This window comes from Amycolatopsis sp. NPDC104819 (assembly GCF_055583145.1).
The window spans coordinates 52,405-72,506 of record NZ_JBVJON010000016.1; the positions used below are offsets into that span (position 1 = coordinate 52,405).

A 20,102-nucleotide genomic window follows, 5' to 3' on the forward strand; every position below is an offset into this window, starting at 1 on the left:
ACTGGTGCTCTCCGTCACGAGGGGTTGACCGACAGCAAAATAGACCCGTTCGTACCACTCCGGGATCGACGTTCGGACCAGTCGGGCACCCGGTGGGCGGATGACAGACTGGGCGGATGGGCGTGATCCACATCGACGACTCCGGCGACCCGCGCGTCGACGACTTCCGCGACCTGTCCACAGCGGACCGCCGCCCGGACCGCCCGGGCGGCAAGGGACTCGTCATCGCCGAGGGCACCGTGGTGGTGTCCCGGCTGCTGGCGTCCCGCTACCCGGTACGGGCGTTGCTGGGCGTCGAACGGCGGTTCGCCGAGCTGGCCGGCGATCTCGACGGGACAGATGTGCCCCAGTACGTCACTTCCGCGGAGACGATGGCCGACGTGGTCGGCTTCCACCTCAACCGCGGGATCCTCGCCGTCGCCGGCCGGCCCGCGCCGCTCACGGTTTCCGGCGTCGTGGCCGAAGCGCGCACGATCGCCGTGCTGGAAGGCGTGGGAGACCACGAAAACCTCGGCGCGCTCTTCCGCAACGCGGCCGCGCTCGGCGTCGGCGGGGTGCTGCTCGGCCCGGGCTGTTCCGACCCGCTGTACCGGCGCAGCGTGCGCGTGTCGATGGGCCACGTGCTGCGGGTGCCGTTCGGGCACCTGACGGACTGGCCCGGCGGCCTGGACGAGCTGCGGGCGCACGGCTTTTCGGTCGCGGCGTTCACCCCTCGGACGGGCTCGGTTCCGCTGCGCGAGCTGCGGAAGCACGCGCCCGGACGGGTCGCGCTGTTGTTCGGCGCCGAAGGCCCCGGACTGACCGAGGCGGCGCTGGCGGCGGCTGATCACGCGGTCCGGATACCCATGCCGGCGGGAGTCGACTCCCTCAACATCGCCACGGCCGCCGCCGTGGCCTTCTACGAACTGGCGGACGCCGACTAAGGTTCTGGTCTCGGGACTGGTCGAGCGGCGCGAAAGGACCCCATGGAGCTGCGGATCCGCGGTGGGCGCGCCGTGCTGGCCGGCCCCGGCGGGGAACACGCCCGTGAGGTGGACCCGCACAAGCTCGCGATCGGCGCCGACCTGGCACAGGCCCTGCACGAGTGGGCGCGCGTGGCGGCCGCGGTGTCGGTGGACTCCGGCGCCGAGGCGGGCGCGGTCGTCTCCCAACGCGGCCGCCAGCTGGCCGCCCGGCTGGCCTCGGTGATGGGCACGACGGTGCGGTTCGTCGACCCGGTCACCGGCGCCGACACGGTGGTCGAGCCCCCGCCGCGGCCCACCGAACCCGGCCAGCGCCTGGTCCGCTCGCTGCTCGGCCCGCCGGGCGAGCCGGGGGAGCCGACGCCGTGGCTGACCGGGCTGACGGTCTCGGCGTTCATCGCGGCGGTGGTCGTGGTCGCCATGCTGGCGCTGGCTTCGACGTTGGCCCGCGAGACCAGCGGCTGGCTGGCGCTGGTGGCGTCGGTGGTGGTGACGGCCGGGATCGCGCCGTCGTTGTGGCTGATCCGCCGGACGCCGATTTTGCGCTGGGCCGCTTATGGGGCGGCGGGTGGTGTGGTCATCGCTTGGATCGGGGTGCTGGTCATCGCGCTTTAGCGGGTGCGGTGACCTGCAGACGACGACCCGCCGCTGAGCATCGGCAGTCCGGCGACGAGCAGAACCAGTGGCCCGACCGACCCGGAGGTGCCGGGTCGATCCCCCCACTGTCCGGATGCCACGGGAGAACAACCGGAACTTCAGCTCACCCCGGTGCCTGTTCAGCAGACGGCGTCGCGCGCAGGTCGTAACCTGGCGGGATGGAGCAGCTCGACGCGTTGCGGAAGGTGTGCCTGGCCCTGCCGGAAGCGACCGAGCGCCTCAGTCACGGCTCGCCCGCCTGGTTCGTGCGCGGCAAGAAGACCTTCGTCATGTTCGCCGACGACCACCACGGTGACGGCCGGCTCGCCTTCTGGTGTCCCGCTCCGCCCGGGGCTCAGGAAGAGCTCGTGCGCACCGAGCCGGGGCGGTTCTTCCGGCCGGCCTATGTCGGGCACCGCGGCTGGCTGGGCGTGCGGCTGGACGTCGATGTCGACTGGGCCGAAATCGACCGGATCGTGCGTGAGGCCTACCGGCTGGTCGCGCCGAAGACGCTCGCGGCGCTGGTGGACTAACCGCGCTGCGAGCGGACCCCGAGGAGCACGTCCTCCCAGGACGGCACGATCGGGTGATTTTTCTTGGCCTTCGGCCGCGGCTCGTCCTCGGCAACATCTTCTTCCGGGTCGGCCGGGACACGCGGGATCTCGCGCGTGTCGTCGTCCGGGTCCGGCTCGGCCGCCGGCAGCTCGGCGCGTTCCGGCGTCACGGAGTCCAGCGTCGGCTGGAACTCCGCGTCGCGGGCCGGGTCGAGGGCGCGGACCGTGCGGGGGGCGCGGTAGGCGTTCGGGTCGAGCAGGACCTCGGCGTTCTCGTCGAGCGCCACGACCGTGCCGCCGTGCGCGCCGGGTGCGAACGCCCAGTGCGCGCGGTTGTCCGAGCGCCCGGCCTTCCACTGCAGCACGACGACCCAGCGCCCGTCGTCGCCCTTCCAGGCGTCCCACGCGGCCTTCGAGTAGTCGTGCCCGCGGACGCCGAAGCCGTACGCGACGACCTCGCCGAGCGTCTGCACGTCGGGGCCGTCCTCGCGGACGGGGTGGGCGCTCTGGGCGAGCTCGGCGGTCCGGGACCGCTCGAGCAGGACGGGGTAGGCGTACCGCTCGACGCGCTGCTCCGAAATCCCGGCGCCCGCCGCGACTTGCTGGACTGACTCGCCGGCACGGATTCGCGCCTGGATCTCGCGTGGCCGCATCTGGCTCTCCAACTCGATTTCGATCTGGCCGAGGCGGGTGAGGTCACCCCGTGCCGCCGCGCGCAGTCTTTCATCGGCCGGGAGGAGGAAGCGCGTACCGCTCGCCGAGTCTTCGCACACGATGGACTTACCGTCCTCGTGCAACCCGACTACCCGAAGCGCGCGCATTGTTCGCCTTCCCCGATGCTTCACCGTTGTGGGTGCCCACGTTAGAACGGCGCGTCGGCTTGACGTGCGAGGCGCGCCGAGTCCGCACCGAACTGCCCACTGTTCACTTAGCGACGTCCGCATCATGGATCACCCAGGTCGGCGGCCGCCGGGTGACACGCCGGACACGGTCAGTCACGATCGAGTGGATCACGCCGGCGGCAGCCGGACGACGAGGGTGAGGCCGCCGCGCCGGCCGGGCTGGGCGTCGGCGTACCCGCCGTGGGCCTGGGCCACCGACCGGACGATCGACAGCCCGAGCCCCGCGTTGCGCGTGTCCCCGGTCCGCTCCGACCCCACCCGGCGGAACGGCTCGAACAGCGTCGGCACGGCTTCGGGCGGCACCACCGGCCCGGAGTTGCGCACCTCCAGGGCCGGATCCCCGCGGACCTCGACGTACACCCAGCCGCCCGCGGCGTTGTACGTGATCGCGTTGACCACCAGGTTCGTCACCAGCCGCTCGAGCAGCACCGGGTCGCCCGCGACCACCCGCGGCCGCAGGCGGGCCTCCACCTTCACCCCGGCCGACTCGGCCTGGGCGGACGTCGCCCGCACGACCGACGCCACCACTTCGTCGAGCCGGACCGGGGCGCGCGCGGTCAGCCCCCGGTCGCTGCGGGCGAGGACCAGCAGGCCCTCGATCATCCGCTCGCTGCGCTCGTTGGTGTGCAGCAGGTGCGTGCCGAGCTTCCGCAGCTCGGGCGCCACTTCCGGGTCGGCCATCGCGACCTCGATCAGCGTCCGCTGCACCGCCAGGGGCGTCCGCAGCTCGTGCGACGCGTTCGCGACGAACCGCTTCTGGCTGTCGAACGACTCCGCGAGCCGGTCGAGCATGCCGTCGAAGGTGTCGGCGAGCTCCTTCAGCTCGTCGGGCGGGCCTTCGAGGTTGATCCGCCGGTCGAGCTTGCCTGCCTCCAGCCGCCGCGCGGCCGAGGTGATGTCGTGCAGCGGCCGCAGCGCGCGGCCCGCCATCAGCCAGCCGAACAGCACCGCCAGCGCCGCCGTCACGACCAGCGCGATCGCCGAGCCCACCACCAGCGTGGACAGCGTCGAGGAGCGGTAGTCCGCCAGCGAACCGCTGAGCAGCCGCACCGCGACGCCCGCCGGAGCCGTGTCGGCCGGGACGCCGTAGGTCAGGTCGGCCGTGCCGATCGTCGAGGAGGCGACCCGGGCCGGGTCCGGCAGCGTGCTCTGCACCAGCAGGTAGTTGATGACGACCAGGACCAGCCCGGCCAGCAGGAACAGCCCGCCGTACCAGGCGGTGAGCTTCGCGCGGACCGAAATGCCGTTCACCGGGCGCCGAACCGGTAGCCGGCGCCCGGCACGGTCTCGATCACCGGTGGGTCCCCGAGCTTGCGCCGCAGGGTCATCACCGCGACGCGCACCGCGTTGGTGAACGGGTCCGCGTGCTCGTCCCACGCCTTTTCCAGCAGGGCCTCGGCGCTGACGACCGCGCCCTCCGCCCGCATGAGCACCTCGAGCACGGCGAACTCCTTCGGCGAGAGCAGCAGGAACCGGCCGTCGCGGGCGGCCTGGTGGCGCGGCAGGTCGAGCACGACGCCGTCGCGCTCCAGCACCGGGGGCAACGCGGGCCGCGCGCGCCGCGACAGCGCCTGCACCCGGGCGACGAGCTCGGCGAAGGCGAACGGCTTCGTCAGGTAGTCGTCGGCGCCGGCGCCCAGGCCGGCGACCCGCTCGGTGACGTCGGCGGCCGCGGTCAGCATCAGCACCCGCGCCTCGCCACCCGCCCGGACCACGGCGGCGCAGACGTCGTCACCGTGCACCTTCGGCAGGTCGCGGTCCAGGACCACGACGTCGTAGCCGTGCACGCCGACGCGTTCGAGGGCCTGCTCGCCGTCGTAGCAGACGTCGACGGCCATCGAAAACCGCCGCAACCCCTCGGCCACGGAGTCGGCCAGCAGCCGTTCGTCCTCCACCACCAGCACCCGCACCCGCCCAGTCTGCGCAGGAGGGCCATAAGGACCGCATAAGCGACGTCGCTTAGCGGGCCCGAATCCCCCGATCCGTAGACCTGGCACCCCAGCGAAGGAGAAAGGAGCGAGCCATGCGGACACGGATCGTCGTCGCGGCGCTCGGGGCGGCCCTGCTGCTCGGGGGCTGCGGCGCGAAGGGCGACGACGGGTCGAAGGTCGCGTCGATCTCGACGCCGCCGAAGCCGGGCGGGCCCACGGCCGCGGACAACAGCGGCAAGAGCGACGAGGACAAGATGCGCGACTTCGCCAAGTGCATGCGGGAGCACGGCGTCGACATGCCCGACCCGAAGCCGGCCGGTGAGGGCGGCGGGATGGCGGTCACCCTCGGTGGCGACGGCGTCGACATGGGGAAGATCGAAGCCGCGCAGAAGGCCTGCAAGCACCTCATGCCCAACGGCGGCGAGATGAAGCCGCCGAGCGCCGAGGAACTCGACAAGATGCGCAAGGACGCCAAGTGCATGCGCGAGCACGGCATCGACATGCCCGACCCCGACCCGAGCGGCAAGGGCGCGACGCGGCTCGGCGGGCCGGGCGACGACCCGAAGAAGTTCGAAGCCGCCGCGAAGGCCTGCGGGATGGGCGCGAGCATCAGTGCCCGCGGGGCGGACCAATGAGCGAAGTGACCCACCTGAAGCCCCGCCGTCGCGGCCGGACGCGCTGGTTCGTCGCCGCCGCGGTGATCGTGGTGGTGCTGGGCACCAGCTCCGTCGTGATCCTGACGCGGGTTTCGAGCGCGACGCCCGTCAAGGAGGCCGCGCCACCGTCCGTCGAGACGGCGGAGGTGGCCAAGACCGACCTGAGTGAGGAGGAGGAAGCCGACGGCACGCTCGGGTACGGCGACGAGGACGGCGTCCAGGGCCGCAAGCCCGGCACGATCACGTCGCTGCCCGCCGCCGGCGCCATCCTCACCCGCTGCGCGCCGGTCTACGGCGTGGACGCCAAGCCGGTGCCGCTGTTCTACGGCACCCTGCCGTTCTACCGCGACCTCGCGGCGGGCGCGGCCGACGGCGCCGACGTCAAGCAGCTGGAGGAGAACCTCAAGGCGTGCGGGTTCGGCGGCTTCGGCACGCCGGACAAGAAGTTCACCTCGGCAACGGCGTCGGCGCTGAAGAAGTGGCAGAAGTCGCTCGGGCTGGAGCAGACCGGCGCCTTCGGCCAGGGTGACGTCGTGCTCGCGGCGGGCGAGGTCCGGGTGTCCGCGCTGTCGGCCAAGCTCGGCGCGCCGGCCCAGGGTGACGTCCTCAAGACGACCGGCACCGTCCGCTCGGTGCAGGTGAAGCTCGACGCGGCGAAGCAGGATCTCGCGCAGCAGGGCGCGAAGGCGTCGGTGACGATCAACGGGAAGACGACCCAGGGCACGATCACCGACGTCGGGCGGACCGCCGTCGAGGGCAAGGACGCGGCGGGCCAGGACGACGGCAAGCCCAAGATCACCGTGACCGTCCGGCTCGACGACCCGGCCGTCGCCGGCTCGCTCGACTCGGCCCCGGCGACCGTCCGGTTCACCAAGAGCGTCCACTCCGGGGTGCTCGCGGTCCCGGTCGGCGCGCTGCTCGCGCTCGCCGAAGGCGGTTACGCCGTCGAGGTCGACGAAAACGGGCAGCGCCGGCTGATCGGTGTCCGAACGGGACTGTTCAGCGGCGGGAAGGTCGAGGTCACCGGGGCCGGGCTGACCGAAGGCATGCGGGTGGTGACGACGTCGTGACGCCCGTGCTGCGCGTCCACGAGGTCACGCGCACCTACCCCGGCGGGGTCGCCGCGCTCGACGGTGTCTCGCTTTCGCTGGAGGACGGCGAGATGGTTGCGATCGTCGGGCCGTCCGGGTCGGGGAAGTCGACCCTGCTGCACCTGATGGGGACGCTCGACCGGCCGTCGTCGGGCCGGGTGGAGCTGCACGGCCACGACGTCGCCGCGCTGTCGGACCGCAAGGTCTCCGCGCTGCGCTCGCGCTGGATCGGGTTCGTGTTCCAGCAGTTCTTCCTCGACGAAGGGATGAGCGCGGTGGACAACGTCTGCACCGGCCTGCTCTACGCGGGGGTGCCGCGGCGACGGCGGCGCGGGCGGGCGCTGGCCGCGCTCGACCGCGTCGGGCTCGGGCACCGGGCGTGGCACCGGCCGGGCGAGCTGTCCGGCGGGGAACGCCAGCGCGTCGCGATCGCGCGGGCGGTGGTCAACAACCCGGCGATTCTGCTGGCCGACGAGCCGACCGGCAACCTCGACACCGGCACCGGCGCGTCCGTGCTCGGGCTGCTCGGGGAGCTGTCCGCCGACGGCACCACGATCGTCGTGATCACCCACGACCGGGAGATCGCCGCGGGCATGCCGCGGCGGATCGAGCTGCTCGACGGGCACCTGCGGCTCGACACCGGCCTGGTGGGTGCGCGATGACGATGGTGACCCTCCCGGAGCCTGCCCGGCTCAAGCCGCCGGACGTCGTCGCGCTCGGCGCCCACGGCATGCGCACGCGGCCGGTGCGCGCGGTGCTTTCCGCGCTGGGCATCGCGATCGGCGTCGCGGCGATGGTCGCGGTGCTGGCGATCCCGGCGTCCGGCGCGCAGGCCCTGCACGACCGGCTGGCCGCGCTCGGCACCAACCTGCTCACCGCCGGACCGGGCCAGACGCTGTTCGGCAAGGACGCGACCCTGCCCGACGACGCCATCCCGATGGCCCAGCGCATCGGCCCGGTGCAGGCGGCCAGCGGCACCGGGAACACGTCGGCGAACGTCCGCCGCAGCGACAAGATCGCGGTGGACGACACCTCCGGGCTCGCGGTGTTCGCCGCGCGGCCGGACCTGCTGGGCGTGCTCGGCGGGAAGGTCCGGGTGGGGTCGTTCCTGGCGGCGGGGAACCAGGACTACCCGGTGACGGTGCTCGGTTCGCAGGCGGCGGCCCGGCTCGGCATCGACCGCGTCGACCCGGCGCGGCCACCGCAGGTGCTGATCGGGACGCAGTGGTTCACCGTCGTCGGGATCCTCGCGCCCATGCCGCTCGCGCCGGAGGTCGAGCGGTCGGCGCTGGTCGGCTGGGACGTCGCGAAGCGGCTGCTCGGCTTCGACGGCCACCCGTCCACCGTGTACGTCCGCGCCGAAGAGTCCCAAGTGGACGGTGTGCGGTCGGTGCTGGCCGCGACGCTGAGCCCGCAGGCGCCGAACGAGGTCGAGGTGCGCCGCCCGTCGGACGCGCTCGCCGCGCAGAAGCTGACGGACACGACCTACAGCGCGCTGTTCCTCGGTCTCGGCGGGGTCGCGCTGCTCGTCGGCGGGGTCGGGGTGGCGAACACGATGGTGATTTCGGTGCTCGAACGACGTCGTGAGATCGGCCTGCGCCGCGCGCTCGGGGCCACCAAACGGCAGGTCCGCGGGCAGTTCCTGGCCGAGTCGGTGCTGCTGTCCGGGCTCGGTGGGCTCGCCGGGGTGCTGGCCGGGGTGCTGGTGACGGCGGGGTACGCGCTGAGCCAGGGCTGGCCGGCGGTGCTGCCGTGGGGCGCGCTGGCCGGCGGTGTCGGCGTCGCGGCGCTGGTCGGGGCGGTCGCCGGGGCCTACCCGGCGGTCCGCGCGGCACGGCTCGCCCCCACCCAGGCCCTCGCCTGACCCAGGCGGAGCTTTCACGTGAAAGCGATCCGGAGTTACGACCTCCGGTTAGCTTTCACGTGAAAGCTCGGGGTGGTGAACGCCAGGTCAGCCGCGGGGGGCGGTGAGCGCCCGGTAATCTCGGCCGGTCGGGAGACCTGAGGGGGACGTGTGGTGCTGTCGGGGCGGAAGCTTGTGGCGGCACTGGCCGTCCTCGAGATCGCGGCCGTCGTGCTGGTCCTCGTGCTGAAGCGATTCGACGGCCTCGACCTGGAGGTCTACCTGGGCGGCGCGAAGGCGCTGGCCGAGCAGGGTTCGCCGTACGACGCCTGGGTGCCGACCACGCACCAGATCCTGCTGCCGTTCACCTACACGCCGTTCGCCGCCGCGGTGTTCCTGCCCGGCACGCTGCTCCCGTTCGCGGCGACGATGAAGCTGGTCAGCATCGCGTCGATCCTCGCGACCGGCGTGGTCGCCTACCTCTACGTCGCGACGCTCAACGGCTCGCTGACCGACGCGTCGAAGGTCCGCGGCCGCGCGGTGGCCGCGCTGGTCGCCATCGGCGCGCAGCTCGCCGGCGCCCTGCTCGAGCCGGTCCGCTCGACGCTCGGCTTCGGCCAGATCAACGCGCTGCTCATGGTCCTGGTGGTGCTCGACGTCCTGCTGCCCGGCGAGCGGCGGCGGACGAAGGGCCTGCTCATCGGCGTCGCCGCGGCGATCAAGCTGACGCCCGCCGTTTTTGTCGTGTACTTCCTGTTCCGCCGTGACTTCAAGTCGGCCGCGCGGGTCGTCGTGGGGTTCCTGGCCGCGGGCGCGCTGCTGTGGCTGGTCCGGCCGTCGGCGTCCTTCACCTACTGGACGAAGCTCGTTTTCGACGCCGGCCGCATCGGCGGTGTCGACTACGTCGGCAACCAGTCGCTACACGGTCTGACCGTGCGCGCCGGCTGGCCGGAGTTCGCCTGGGTGCTGGCCGCGCTGGTGGTGATGGCCCTGGTCGCGGTGGTCGTCGCGCGTGCCGAGCCGGTGCTCGGGCTCACCGCCTGCGCGCTCGGCGGGTTGCTGGTCTCGCCGATCTCGTGGACCCACCACTGGACGTGGTGCGTGCCGATCCTCGTCCTCGCCGGGTGGTACGCGTGGCGCTTCGGCCGGGCGATCCGGTGGACGGCGACCGCGGTGGTCGTCGCCGGGCTCGCGCTGTTCATCTGGGGCCCGATGTGGTTCGCGCCGCGCCCGGCGCCGTCGGCCGGCTGGTGGCTGGCGACGGAGTCCTACGAGCTGTTCGGCCTCGCGCTGCTGGTCCTGGCCGCGTTCGGCGCCCGTCGCCTGAGCACGGAAAAGGGGACCTTCGCCACCGAAGCGGCGAAGGTCCCCTCGAAGGAGCCTCAGGTCAGCTGAGCCGCTCGACGACGTACTCGATGCTCTGCGTGAGCTTCGAGATGTCGTCCGGGTCAATGGCCGGGAACAGGCCGACGCGCAGCTGGTTGCGGCCCAGCTTGCGGTACGGCTCGGTGTCGACGATCCCGTTGGCGCGCAGCACCTTCGCCACCGCGGCGGCGTCGACGTCGTCGCTGAAGTCCACCGTGCCGACGACCTGCGAGCGCAGCTCCGGGTCCTTCACGAACGGCGTGGTGTAGCTCGTCTTCTCGGCCCACTCGTACAGCCGCGACGACGAGTCCTTCGTGCGCGAGGTCGTCCACTCGAGGCCGCCCTGGCCGTTCATCCACTCGATCTGCTCGGCGAGCAGGAAGAGCGTCGCGACGGCCGGGGTGTTGTAGGTCTGGTCCTTGCGGGAGTTGTCCAGCGCGGTGGTCAGCGACAGGAACTCCGGGATCCAGCGGTCGCCGCCGCCGATCTCACCGATGCGCTCGACCGCGGCGGGCGAGGCCAGCGCGATCCACAGGCCGCCGTCCGCGGCGAACGACTTCTGCGGCGCGAAGTAGTAGACGTCGAAGTCCTCGGCCTTGGCCGGCAGGCCGCCGGCGCCGGAGGTGGCGTCGATCGCGACGAGCGCGCCGTCACTGCCCTCGGGGCGGCGGACCGGGACGGCGACCCCGGTCGACGTCTCGTTGTGCGCCCAGCCGACCAGGTCCGCGCCGGCTTCGTAGGCGATGTCCGGCGCGCTGCCGGCGTCGGCCTTGACGACGATCGGGTCGGCCAGGAACGGCGCGCCCTTGGTGACGGAGGCGAACTTCGAGGAGAACTCGCCGTAGGTGAAGTGCTGCGAGCGCTCGCGGACCAGGCCGAACGCGGCCGCGTCCCAGAACGCCGTGGTGCCGCCGTTGCCGAGGATCACCTCGTAGCCCTCGGGGAGGGAGAACAGCTCGGACAGCCCGGCCCGGACGCGCCCGACGAGGGACTTGACCGGCTTCTGCCGGTGCGACGTGCCGAGGTAGGTGGAGCCGGACTCCGCCAGGGCGCTCAGCTGCTCGGCGCGGACCTTCGACGGTCCGCAGCCGAAGCGGCCGTCGGCCGGCTTGAGGTCTGCGGGGATGGTCAACTCAGCGTCGGTCATGCCGCCAGTCTCTCAGGTCGGGACGCGGCAGGTCGAAGCGGTGCGGAACTGCCCGGTATGTGGAATAGCGGCTGTTCCGCGCAGTGGGACCGGTCCGGACGGAACCCGCCGTGACCGTAAAAACACGGTTACCGGCGGGCCCGGCGGGCGCTAGGTTCCCGGTCGTGACGACTGTGCAGCTGGCCTTCGCGGGCCCAGGCCGCGGGCGTCCCGGCACTGACCTGAGGGCCCCGCTCACCTCACTCTGGGGGTGTGAGCGGGGCCCGGCTCGGGCTCAGTGCCAGTTCTCGACGCCGCCCGGCACCGGGGCGGCCGGGTCGTACGGCGTGCGTGTGAAGACGAACGTGGCGAGGTCGAGGTGCGTCGCGACGCCTTCGGTGTTTCGCCCGACTACGAGCGTCTCGCCGGCGTAGTAGCCGTCGAGACCGAGGTAGGTGTCTTCGCCCGTCGCCTGGAAGCGGGAGCTGCGCCCGGGGCCCTCGGCCGGGGCCAGCAGGAGCAGGCCGTCGCCCTGGATCCGCAGGTGGTACGGCGTCGGGCCCCAGTGCCAGAGCCCGGTCAGCGCGAGCAGCGCGGGGTCGACGGCGGACGGCTCCCACTCGGCGGGCACGCGCGGCTCGAGGGTGTCGGTCGTGGTGATCAGGTCGAGGCAGAGCTGGGTGATGCCGACCCCGGACGTCGAGTTGGTGAGCACCAGCGCCCCCGTCTGCGCGACCGGGTCGATGATCGACGCGGCGAGGAACCCGGGCATCGAGCCGGTGTGCCCGGCCAGCCGCCGGCCCTGGTAGCGCACGAGCATCAGGCCGAGGCCGAACCCGGTCGTCCAGACGTCGGTGTCGTCGACGGTCACCATCGTCCGCATCTCCTCGATGGTCTCCGGCGCGAGCACCCCGCCGCCGTGGCCGCCGAGGAACGCCGTCCAGCGCCCGAGGTCGGTGGCGGTGGACCACAGCTGCCCGGCCGGGGCCATCGCGCCGGCGTCCGGGTGCGGCTCCGGCAGCAGGACGTCGGCGAAGGGGTGCACGGCGAAGCCTTCGGCGTGCGCGCCGACCGGGTGCGGGGTGGTGCGGGTCATCCCGAGCGGGCCGAGGATCTCCTCGTCCAGCACGGAGAGCCAGCCCTTCCCGCGGTGGCGCGCGACGAGCTCGCCGAGCACGCCGTACCCGACGTTCGAGTAGTGGAACCGCGCGCCCGGCCGGTGCTTGGTGGCGCCGTCGGCGAGGCTGCCGGCGAGCGCGTCCCAGTCGGCGCCCGGCGTCCGCTCCCACCAGAGCCCGGGCGACTCCGACGTCAGGCCGGAGGTGTGGGAGAGCAGCTGGGCGACGGTCGCGGCGCCGAAGGGGGTGCCGGGAACGTGCTTTTCGAGCGGGTCGTTGAGGTCGAGCAGGCCTTCGTCGCGCAGCCGCATGACGGCGGTGGCGACGAGCGTCTTGGTGATCGAACCCAGCCGGTACTGCGTGTCGGTGCCGGGCCGGGAGTCCCCGACGCGCCCGCGGGCCCCGGACCAGACGATCTCCCCGTCCCGCACCACGGCGGCGACGAGCGACGGCGCGCGGCAGGCCGCCTGCTCATGGGCGATCCGGCGGAGCAGGACGTGTTCGGTCGACTCAAGCATGGGGGCATTCTGCCGCGCGGCGCCGGACCCGGCAGCCACCGGGACGACGAGCGCCGGGTCAGCCGAGGAGGTTGCGGGCCATGGCGGTGGTCACCGCGGCCGTCCGGTCCGACACGCCGAGCTTGCCGAACACGCGCAGCAGGTGGGTCTTCACCGTGGCTTCGCTGATGTGCAGCGCCCGGCCGATGTCCGCGTTGGTGCCGCCCTTCGCGACCAGCCGCAGCACCTCGGCTTCGCGGGCCGACAACGTCTGCGGCTCCGGGTTGCGGACCCGGTTGACCAGCTTCCCGGCCACCGACGGCGCCAGCACGGTCTCGCCGCGGGCGGCCGCGCGGATCGCGTTCGCCAGCTCCGTGCGGGACGCGTCCTTGAGCAGGTAGCCCGACGCGCCCGCCTCGACCGCGCGCAGGATGTCGGCGTCCGTCTCGTACGTCGTGAGCACGACGATCCGGCGGCCGGGCTGCTCGCGCAGGATCCGCTTGGTCGCGCCGACGCCGTCCAGGCCGGGCATCCGCAGGTCCATCAGCACCACGTCGGGCCGGGCGACGCGGTCGAGCGCGACGGCTTCGTCGCCCGAACCCGCTTCGCCGACCACCGTGAGGTCGGGCTCGGCTTCGAGCATGCCGCGCAGCCCTTCGCGGACGACGGGGTGGTCGTCGACGAGCATGATGCGGATCAAGCGGGCACCTCCAAGGTGAGTTCGGTGCCGCTGGAGCCACTCCGGACGCTCAGTGTGCCACCGACCTGTTCGGCGCGGGACCGCATGCCGCGCAGCCCGAACCCGGCGGTGCGGTCCGGGTCGAAGCCGACGCCGTCGTCGCGGACGGACAGCCGCACCGCACCGTCCACAAGGGACAACCGGACCGCCGCTTCGGCCGCGGACGCGTGCCGCCGGACGTTGTTCAGGGCCTCCTGCGCGCCGCGCAGCAGCACGACTTCGCTCGCCATGACCAGTGTGGGCAGTCCTTCGTCCACTTCGTACCGCACCGCGAGGCCCGTCTCGTCGGCGAGCCGGTCGGCCTGCCGGCGGACGGCGTCGACGAGCGAACCCGAGGTGAGGTCGGCCGGCGCCAGCGCGGCGACCATCGCGCGGGCCTCGGTGAGGTTGTCCCGCGCGGTGCGGGCGGCCAGCTCCGCGTGCCGCCGCGCCGCCGCCGGGTCGGTGTCCACTTCGGACTCGATGGCCTGGGCAAGGGTGACGATGCTGGTGAAACCCTGGGCCAGGGTGTCGTGGATCTCCCGGGCCAGCCGTTCGCGCTCGGCCGCCGTGCCCGCCTCCCGCGAGAGCCGGGCCACCTCCGCCCGGCTCGCCTCGAGCTCGTCGATCAGCTCCGCCCGCGCCCGGCTCTCCTCGATGACGTGCAGGATGAACTTGCCGGACAGCACCCCGAACACGATGAGGATCGCGGTCATCGGCAGCAGGATGTGCAGCACCGGGCCGCGCAGCCCGTCGTTCACGATCGACGACGCCGGCGACATCAGGATCACCACCGTGGTGAGCACCGCCGCCGGGCGGAAGGTGAGCGTCGTGAACAGCAGCGGGCACACCATGAACAGGATGAAGCTGGCGGTGGTGTTGGCCAGCAGCGCGACCGCGACCAGGACGACGACGAGCACGGCCAGCGTCCACCGCTGCACCGGGTGCCCGTCGTCCCGCACGACCCGGCGGCCCCACACGAGGTAGGTGAGGGCCAGTGCGGTGAGCGCCCCGACCGCGACCACCGTCCGCACCGGATCGGTTTCGTCGAGGATGACCAACGCCGTCGTGGCCGCGTAGGCGACCGCGAAGAGGATTCCCAGAGCCAGTTGAACCGGTCCCAGGCGTCACTCACTTCGCGTCGGTCCACCGGAAGCTCAGCCGCGCCAGCACCGCGCCCACCACGCACCAGATCCCCAGCACCAACGCCACCCGCGGGAGTTCCCATGACCCAGCCATCTCCATTCCGACCGCGCCGTCCGGCAGGAACACCGACCGGAAGCCCTGGCAGATCCACTTCAGCGGGAAGAACGACGCGATGTCCACCATAATCTTCGGCAGGTTCGTGATCGGGCTGACGAACACGCCGGAGATGAACTGCAGCACCAGGTACACCATCTGCACCACGGCGACCGTGCCGGTGGAGGACTTCCCGACCGAGCTGAGCGCGATCCCGAGCAGCGTGCACGAAACGATCCCCAGCAGGAAGATCCAGAACAGCGTCAGCCACTTCGCCGGCTCGGTGGGCAGCTTCAGCCCGAACAGCAGCACGGCGACGGCGGACATCAGCACGGTCTGCGCCAGGCTGGACACCGCGACCAGCACCATCTTGCCGACGAAGTAGGACGCCGAGGGCATCGGCGTGCCGCGAAGGCGTTTGAGCGCGCCGGCTTCCCGGTCGGCCGAGACGCCGGTCGCGATGCTGTTGAACGACGTCGACACGATGCCCGAGCCGATCATCCCGGCCGCCAGCAGCTGCCCGGACGTGACGCCGGCGAGCGCGGTCGGACCGTCCAGAATGGACCCGAGCAGGATCATCAGGACCGCGGGCAGGGAGAAGGTGAAGACCACCTGCTCCTTGTGCCGGAAGAACTGCCGCAGCTCGGTGCCGCCGCGGGCCAGCCCCAGTGACAGTGTGCCCGGCAGCGTCAGCGTGGTCATGCCTTGTCTCCGATCAGGTCCAGGTAGACGTCTTCCAGGCTCGGCCGCGTCACGGTCAGCCCAGCGAGCTCTCTACCCCCAGCAGAGAGCTCGTTGACGAGCTTGGTCGGGTACGACGTGCGCTCGACGTGGTCGCCGCGGTCGTCGGTCCACCGCACGGTGGCCTCGGCGGCGGCGCGGCCACCCAGGTTCTGCGGGGTGTCCTGCGCGACGATCTCGCCGCGCGCGATCACCGCGACGCGGTCGGCGAGCGCTTCGGCCTCGTCGAGGTAGTGGGTGGTCAGCAGGATCGTCGTGCCTTCGGCGGCGAGCTCGCTGATCAGCGTCCAGAAGTGCCGCCGCGCCTCGGGGTCGAAGCCGGTGGTCGGCTCGTCGAGGAACAGCAGCTCGGGGCGGCCGATGATGCCGAGGGCGACGTCGACGCGGCGCCGCTGCCCGCCGGAGAGCGACTTGACCCGGGCCTTCGCCTTCTCGGTGAGCCCGACCTTCTCGATCACCTCGTCGGGGTCGCGCGGGTCCGGGTAGTACTTCGCGAAGTGCCGGACGGTCTCGGCGACGCTCAGCTCGGCGGCGTCGTTGGCCGTCTGCAGGACGATGCCGATGCGCGAGCGCCACGCGCGCCCGGCCTTCCCGGGGTCCTCGCCCAGGACGGTGACCTCGCCGGCGGTCCGCTGCCGGTGGCCTTCGAGGATCTCGACGGTCGTGGTCTTCCCGGCGCCGTTCGGGCCGAGCAGGGAGAAGACCTCCCCCGGGGCGATGTCCAGGTCCAGCCCGGCCACCGCGAGGTGACCGGGGTACTGCTTGCGCAGGCCGCGCACGCTCACTGCTGTGGTCATGGCTCGAGCTTGGTCGCCTGGGGCCGCGGAGAGGAGCAACGGCCGGCTGAATCCGGCTGTCCACCGATCGGTGGACAGCGGTGTCGGCCGGGCCCGGCTTGGTTTCCCGTGGAACCACAAAAACGCTGTCATACAAGCAAAAACGGGCCTTCTGCATGAACGGCGGCGGTCCGCCAGCCGCCGCGTGGGTGAACCACACTGTTGACAAGTTGTCTAACATGACAGAATGTCTCACAAGTGGGTGACCGCCAGTGACGGTGTCCGCCTCTCGGCCCGGGTCGAAGGCCGCGAAGACGGGCCCACGGTCGTGCTCGTGCACGGCTATCCCGACAACAGCTCGATGTGGGGTGGGGTGGCCGCCGAGCTGACGCCGGACCACCGCGTCGTCACCTACGACGTCCGCGGGGCCGGACAGTCGGACAAGCCGTCGGGACGCGCGTCCTACCGGCTGGACCAGCTGGCCGACGACCTCCGGGCCGTCGTCGACGAGGTCCAGCCGCACGGCAAGGTCCACCTGCTCGCCCACGACTGGGGCTCCATCCAGGCCTGGCACGCCGTCACCGGCGACGGCCTGCGCGGGCGGATCGCGTCCTACACGTCCGTCTCCGGGCCGAGCCTCGACCACGCCGGCGCGTGGTTCCGCGCCCAGGTCACCCGCCCGACGCCGAAGCGGCTCAAGAACGCGCTCAGCCAGTTCCTGCACTCCTGGTACATCCTCGCGTTCCAGATCCCGCTCGTCCCGCAGCTGCTCTGGCGCACCGGCCTGCTCGGCGCGCAGATCCAGCGCATGGAGCCGGACGCGGCGAAGCCGAGCGTCCAGGACGGCATCCACGGTCTCGAGCTCTACCGCGCGAACATGTTCACGCGGCTCTCGCGCCCGGCGCCGCGCGCCGCCGACGTCCCGGTGCAGGTCCTCGCGCCGACCGGCGACGCCTACGTCACCACGCCGTTGCAGACCGAGATCGCGCGCTGGGTGCCCGACCTGCGTGTTCGTCCGGTCGTCGGGACGCACTGGGTGACCCGGGCGCGGCCGGCGGTGATCGCGGGCGCCGCCGCCGAGCTGATCGAGTACGTCGAGACCGGCGTCGAGAGCCGCGCGCTGAAGCGGTCGCGGGTGGGCGCCGGCCGCTTCGAACACAAGCTGGTCGTCGTCACGGGCGCCGGGAGCGGCATCGGCCGGGCCACCGCGCTCGCCTTCGCCGCCGAGGGCGCCGACGTCGTCATCACCGACATCAACCCGACGGCGGCCGCGGAAACCCTGAAGCTCCTGGAAGACCACGGGGTCGCGGAGTACACAGTGGACTCCAGCGACGGTGAAGCCGTGCACCGCTTCGCTCGTGATGTCCGCGAGAACCACGGTGTGCCGGACATCGTGGTCAACAACGCGGGCATCGGGATGTCCGGCCCGTTCCTCGACACGTCCGTCGAAGACTGGGAACGTGTCATCGACGTCAACCTCTGGGGCGTGATCCACGGCTGTCGCGCGTTCGCGCCGATGCTCGCCGAACGCGCCGAGGGCGGCCAGATCGTCAACCTCGCCTCGGCCGCCGCCTACCTGCCGTCGAAGATCCTGACCGCGTACGCGACGACCAAGTCCGCGGTGCTGACGCTGAGCGTCTGCCTGCGGGCCGAGCTGGCCGAGCACCACATCGGCGTCACGGCCGTGTGCCCGGGCATCGTGAAGACGAACATCACCAACACGACCACGTTCGTCGGAGTGTCCGAAGAGGAGCAGCGGCGGCGGCAGAAGGAGAGCTCGAAGCTCTACGCCCGGCGCGGGTTCGGCCCCGAAGGCGTCGCGAAGGACATCCTGCGGGCGGTCGAAAAGGACACCGCGATCGCACCGTCCACACCGGAGGCCAAGGCCGCGCTGGTCCTTTCGCGACTGACACCCGGACTGCTGCGCCAGGCGGCGAAGCTGGACCTGACGCCTTGACCGTCCGACCGCGGCGGATGTCCCCGCAGGCCCGCCGGGACGACCTGATCCGCGCCGCGCTCGACCTGTTCGGCTCGCGGGCGCCGGAGCTGGTGACGGTGGACGACATCGTCGCGCGTGCCGAGGTGTCGCGTCCGTTGTTCTACCGGTACTTCTCCAGCCTGCGTGAGCTGCAGGTGGAGGCGCTGCGCACGGTCACCGACGGGCTCATCGACGGCCTGGCCGGGCTCGAGGAGGGCCCGCCGGAGGTGCGGCTGCGCGCGGCCGTGCGTGGCCTGGTCGACGTCGCCGACCACTACCGCGCGGGCTACATCGCCTTGCTGCGCAGCGGTTCGGTGATCGCGACGTCCGAAACGGACGCGGCGGTCGACGAGGTCCGCAACCGCGCGGTGGCCCTGATCCTGGACGCGCTGGCCGTCGAGCACCCCTCGCCGTTGCTGCTGCTCACCCTGCGCTGCTGGACGGCGGTGGTCGAGGGCGCCCTGCTCAGCTGGCTGCAGGAGCGCACGGTCCCGCGCGAGCTGCTGGACACCTGGCTGGTCGACCAGCTCACGGCCATGCTCGGCGCGACCGCCACCCACGACAAACCGCAGCTTTCACGTGAAAGCTAACTGGAGTTACCAACTCCGGTACGCTTTCACGTGAAAGCTGCACGGCCGTCAGTGCTTGGTGACGAGCTCCCAGCCCTCGACCTCTTCCGGGGTGCGCGGCGCCGGGCCGACGTACTTGGCCGACGGCCGCACCAGGCGTCCGGTGCGCTTCTGCTCCAGGATGTGCGCGGCCCAGCCGGCGGTGCGGGCCGAGCTGAACATCGCGGGCATCATGTGCGGCGGGACCTGGGCGAAGTCCAGGATGACGGCCGCCCAGAACTCGACGTTCGTCTCGATCGGGTGATCCGGACGCCGCTCGCGCAGCTCCTTCAGCGCCGCCTGCTCCAGCGCCGCGGCCGCCTCGAAGCGGGTCGCGCCGAGCTCCTGGCACGTGCGCCGCAGCACGCGCGCCCGCGGGTCCTCCGCGCGGTAGACGCGGTGGCCGAAGCCCATCAGGCGTTCCTTGCGGTCGAGGATGCCCTTGACCAGGCCCGCCGGGTCACCGGTGCGTTCGACTTCTTCGATCATCGGCAGCACGCGCGCCGGCGCGCCGCCGTGCAGCGGGCCGGACATCGCGCCGATCGCGCCGGACATGGCCGCCGCGACGTCGGCGCCGGTGGACGCGATGACGCGGGCGGTGAAGGTCGAGGCGTTGAGACCGTGTTCGGCGGCCGACACCCAGTAGGCGTCCAGCGCCCGGACGTGCGCGGGGTCCGGCTCGCCGCGCCAGCGGATCAGGAACCGCTCGGTGATCGAGTGGGCCTCGTCGACGCGGGTCTGCGGGACGGCGGGCTGGCCGATGCCGCGCGCGGACTGCGCGACGTAGGACAGCGCCATGACCGAAGCGCGGGCCAGCTGCTCGCGCGCCTCTTCGTCGGTGATGTCGAGCAGCGCGCGGTAGCCCCAGATCGGGGCGAGCATGGCCAGCGCGGCCTGGACGTCGACGCGGACGTCACCGGTGTGCACCGGCAGCGGGAACGGCTCGGCGGGCGGGAGGCCGTGGCCGAAGCGGCCGTCGACGAGGAGGCCCCACACGTCGCCGAAGGTCACCTTTCCGGCGAGGTCCTCGATGTCGACGCCGCGGTAGCGCAGCGCACCGCCGTCCCGGTCGGGTTCGGCGATCTCGGTGTGGAAGGCGACAACGCCCTCCAGACCCGGTCGGAAGCCGTCGTCGGGTTGGCCGGACGGCTGAGGCTTGCTGATCGTGGAGGTAGTCACTGTTTCGCGGAACCTTTCGGTGCGCTTTTTCCCCGTCTTGGTGGTGGTGCTCGCGCGGACGGAAATGCGCACGGAACGCGCGCGCCATCGCACGGATGGATAGACCTTGCTCCCTCGATCGCCGGGGGGCAATCGAAAGAAGCGGTGGTTTCGGTCACGATTACGAGAACGATTCAGTCACC

19 protein-coding genes and 1 pseudogene are annotated in these 20,102 nt (G+C 72.2%); 10 read left to right on the plus strand and 10 right to left on the minus strand.

Features of this window, described 5'->3' with window-relative positions; genetic code table 11:
- Window positions 1-116: 116 nt before the first annotated feature.
- The 3 genes from ACZ63E_RS38365 to ACZ63E_RS38375 all read left to right on the plus strand — a co-directional run bounded on the left by ACZ63E_RS38365 (window position 117) and on the right by ACZ63E_RS38375 (window position 2,131).
- Window positions 117-923, plus strand: a complete 807-nt coding sequence (locus ACZ63E_RS38365; protein WP_465341238.1) for a TrmH family RNA methyltransferase — start codon at window positions 117-119, stop codon at window positions 921-923.
- A gap of 42 nt (window positions 924-965) precedes the next feature.
- A complete protein-coding gene (locus ACZ63E_RS38370; RefSeq protein WP_465341239.1) occupies window positions 966-1,577 on the plus strand; it encodes a DUF2537 domain-containing protein in 612 nt (203 codons plus the stop codon).
- A gap of 200 nt (window positions 1,578-1,777) precedes the next feature.
- Window positions 1,778-2,131, plus strand: a complete 354-nt coding sequence (locus ACZ63E_RS38375) for an MmcQ/YjbR family DNA-binding protein (RefSeq protein ID WP_465341240.1) — start codon at window positions 1,778-1,780, stop codon at window positions 2,129-2,131.
- Here the strand turns inward: ACZ63E_RS38375 and sepH are convergent.
- From sepH to ACZ63E_RS38390, 3 genes are all read right to left on the minus strand, one after another.
- On the minus strand, window positions 2,128-2,973 hold the full coding sequence (gene sepH / locus ACZ63E_RS38380) for a septation protein SepH (RefSeq protein WP_465341242.1): 846 nt from the start codon (window positions 2,971-2,973) through the stop codon (window positions 2,128-2,130). The two genes, ACZ63E_RS38375 and sepH, sit on opposite strands and share 4 nt — an antisense overlap.
- Window positions 2,974-3,162: 189 nt before the next feature.
- The gene (locus ACZ63E_RS38385) at window positions 3,163-4,305 is read right to left on the minus strand and encodes an ATP-binding protein (protein ID WP_465341243.1); all 1,143 of its coding nucleotides are present in this window, start codon (window positions 4,303-4,305) and stop codon (window positions 3,163-3,165) included.
- Complete coding sequence (locus ACZ63E_RS38390; RefSeq protein ID WP_465341244.1) at window positions 4,302-4,964, minus strand: response regulator transcription factor; 663 nt, start codon at window positions 4,962-4,964, stop codon at window positions 4,302-4,304. The genes ACZ63E_RS38385 and ACZ63E_RS38390 overlap by 4 nt, the downstream gene beginning before the upstream one ends.
- A 113-nt stretch (window positions 4,965-5,077) precedes the next feature.
- On the opposite strand from ACZ63E_RS38390, the gene ACZ63E_RS38395 reads away from it, so the two are divergent.
- The 5 genes from ACZ63E_RS38395 to ACZ63E_RS38415 all read left to right on the plus strand — a co-directional run bounded on the left by ACZ63E_RS38395 (window position 5,078) and on the right by ACZ63E_RS38415 (window position 9,970).
- The gene (locus tag ACZ63E_RS38395; RefSeq protein ID WP_465341246.1) at window positions 5,078-5,620 is read left to right on the plus strand and encodes a hypothetical protein; all 543 of its coding nucleotides are present in this window, start codon (window positions 5,078-5,080) and stop codon (window positions 5,618-5,620) included.
- Window positions 5,617-6,711 carry a peptidoglycan-binding protein gene (locus ACZ63E_RS38400; RefSeq protein ID WP_465341248.1) on the plus strand — a complete coding sequence of 365 codons (1,095 nt, stop codon included), beginning with the start codon at window positions 5,617-5,619 and terminating at the stop codon, window positions 6,709-6,711. Before ACZ63E_RS38395 ends, ACZ63E_RS38400 begins: the two co-directional genes overlap by 4 nt.
- The gene (locus ACZ63E_RS38405; protein ID WP_465341249.1) at window positions 6,708-7,394 is read left to right on the plus strand and encodes an ABC transporter ATP-binding protein; all 687 of its coding nucleotides are present in this window, start codon (window positions 6,708-6,710) and stop codon (window positions 7,392-7,394) included. The genes ACZ63E_RS38400 and ACZ63E_RS38405 overlap by 4 nt, the downstream gene beginning before the upstream one ends.
- On the plus strand, window positions 7,391-8,596 hold the full coding sequence (locus tag ACZ63E_RS38410) for an ABC transporter permease (protein ID WP_465301944.1): 1,206 nt from the start codon (window positions 7,391-7,393) through the stop codon (window positions 8,594-8,596). Before ACZ63E_RS38405 ends, ACZ63E_RS38410 begins: the two co-directional genes overlap by 4 nt.
- A 150-nt stretch (window positions 8,597-8,746) precedes the next feature.
- Entirely contained in the window at window positions 8,747-9,970 is a 1,224-nt protein-coding gene (locus ACZ63E_RS38415; RefSeq protein WP_465341250.1) for a glycosyltransferase 87 family protein, read from the plus strand.
- Here the strand turns inward: ACZ63E_RS38415 and serC are convergent.
- The 6 genes and pseudogenes from serC to ACZ63E_RS38445 all read right to left on the minus strand — a co-directional run bounded on the left by serC (window position 9,963) and on the right by ACZ63E_RS38445 (window position 16,176).
- Entirely contained in the window at window positions 9,963-11,087 is a 1,125-nt protein-coding gene (gene serC / locus ACZ63E_RS38420; protein WP_465341252.1) for a phosphoserine transaminase, read from the minus strand. The two genes, ACZ63E_RS38415 and serC, sit on opposite strands and share 8 nt — an antisense overlap.
- 274 nt (window positions 11,088-11,361) lie before the next feature.
- The gene (locus tag ACZ63E_RS38425) at window positions 11,362-12,702 is read right to left on the minus strand and encodes a serine hydrolase domain-containing protein (RefSeq protein ID WP_465341253.1); all 1,341 of its coding nucleotides are present in this window, start codon (window positions 12,700-12,702) and stop codon (window positions 11,362-11,364) included.
- Window positions 12,703-12,760: 58 nt separating this feature from the next.
- On the minus strand, window positions 12,761-13,381 hold the full coding sequence (locus tag ACZ63E_RS38430; RefSeq protein ID WP_465341254.1) for a response regulator transcription factor: 621 nt from the start codon (window positions 13,379-13,381) through the stop codon (window positions 12,761-12,763).
- Window positions 13,378-14,534 (minus strand): annotated as a pseudogene (locus ACZ63E_RS38435) (sensor histidine kinase). The gene ACZ63E_RS38430 and the pseudogene ACZ63E_RS38435 overlap by 4 nt, the downstream one beginning before the upstream one ends.
- Window positions 14,531-15,340, minus strand: a complete 810-nt coding sequence (locus ACZ63E_RS38440) for an ABC transporter permease (RefSeq protein WP_465341256.1) — start codon at window positions 15,338-15,340, stop codon at window positions 14,531-14,533. Before ACZ63E_RS38440 ends, ACZ63E_RS38435 begins: the two are co-directional and overlap by 4 nt.
- The gene (locus ACZ63E_RS38445) at window positions 15,337-16,176 is read right to left on the minus strand and encodes an ABC transporter ATP-binding protein (protein WP_465341257.1); all 840 of its coding nucleotides are present in this window, start codon (window positions 16,174-16,176) and stop codon (window positions 15,337-15,339) included. Before ACZ63E_RS38445 ends, ACZ63E_RS38440 begins: the two co-directional genes overlap by 4 nt.
- A 241-nt stretch (window positions 16,177-16,417) precedes the next feature.
- Here ACZ63E_RS38445 and ACZ63E_RS38450 point away from each other — a divergent pair, with 241 nt between their 5' ends.
- Together ACZ63E_RS38450 and ACZ63E_RS38455 are read left to right on the plus strand one after the other, a co-directional pair.
- Complete coding sequence (locus ACZ63E_RS38450; protein WP_465341402.1) at window positions 16,418-18,112, plus strand: SDR family oxidoreductase; 1,695 nt, start codon at window positions 16,418-16,420, stop codon at window positions 18,110-18,112.
- A gap of 17 nt (window positions 18,113-18,129) precedes the next feature.
- Window positions 18,130-18,723 carry a TetR/AcrR family transcriptional regulator gene (locus ACZ63E_RS38455; RefSeq protein ID WP_465341403.1) on the plus strand — a complete coding sequence of 198 codons (594 nt, stop codon included), beginning with the start codon at window positions 18,130-18,132 and terminating at the stop codon, window positions 18,721-18,723.
- A gap of 48 nt (window positions 18,724-18,771) precedes the next feature.
- On the opposite strand, the gene ACZ63E_RS38460 is transcribed toward ACZ63E_RS38455, so the two are convergent.
- Complete coding sequence (locus tag ACZ63E_RS38460; protein ID WP_465341258.1) at window positions 18,772-19,920, minus strand: citrate synthase 2; 1,149 nt, start codon at window positions 19,918-19,920, stop codon at window positions 18,772-18,774.
- Between the last annotated feature and the right edge of the window lie 182 nt (window positions 19,921-20,102).

What these genes read in the sequence shown, in the direction of transcription:
- ACZ63E_RS38425 (WP_465341253.1), bottom strand. Translation starts at nt 12,702, where the DNA reads ATGCTTGAGTCGACCGAACACGTCCTGCTCCGCCGGATCGCCCATGAG.
- ACZ63E_RS38455 (WP_465341403.1), top strand. Translation starts at nt 18,130, where the DNA reads ATGTCCCCGCAGGCCCGCCGGGACGACCTGATCCGCGCCGCGCTCGAC.
- ACZ63E_RS38395 (WP_465341246.1), top strand. Translation starts at nt 5,078, where the DNA reads ATGCGGACACGGATCGTCGTCGCGGCGCTCGGGGCGGCCCTGCTGCTC.
- ACZ63E_RS38365 (WP_465341238.1), top strand. Translation starts at nt 117, where the DNA reads ATGGGCGTGATCCACATCGACGACTCCGGCGACCCGCGCGTCGACGAC.
- ACZ63E_RS38445 (WP_465341257.1), bottom strand. Translation starts at nt 16,176, where the DNA reads ATGACCACAGCAGTGAGCGTGCGCGGCCTGCGCAAGCAGTACCCCGGT.
- ACZ63E_RS38375 (WP_465341240.1), top strand. Translation starts at nt 1,778, where the DNA reads ATGGAGCAGCTCGACGCGTTGCGGAAGGTGTGCCTGGCCCTGCCGGAA.
- ACZ63E_RS38370 (WP_465341239.1), top strand. Translation starts at nt 966, where the DNA reads ATGGAGCTGCGGATCCGCGGTGGGCGCGCCGTGCTGGCCGGCCCCGGC.
- serC (WP_465341252.1), bottom strand. Translation starts at nt 11,087, where the DNA reads ATGACCGACGCTGAGTTGACCATCCCCGCAGACCTCAAGCCGGCCGAC.
- ACZ63E_RS38400 (WP_465341248.1), top strand. Translation starts at nt 5,617, where the DNA reads ATGAGCGAAGTGACCCACCTGAAGCCCCGCCGTCGCGGCCGGACGCGC.
- sepH (WP_465341242.1), bottom strand. Translation starts at nt 2,973, where the DNA reads ATGCGCGCGCTTCGGGTAGTCGGGTTGCACGAGGACGGTAAGTCCATC.
- ACZ63E_RS38410 (WP_465301944.1), top strand. Translation starts at nt 7,391, where the DNA reads ATGACGATGGTGACCCTCCCGGAGCCTGCCCGGCTCAAGCCGCCGGAC.
- ACZ63E_RS38440 (WP_465341256.1), bottom strand. Translation starts at nt 15,340, where the DNA reads ATGACCACGCTGACGCTGCCGGGCACACTGTCACTGGGGCTGGCCCGC.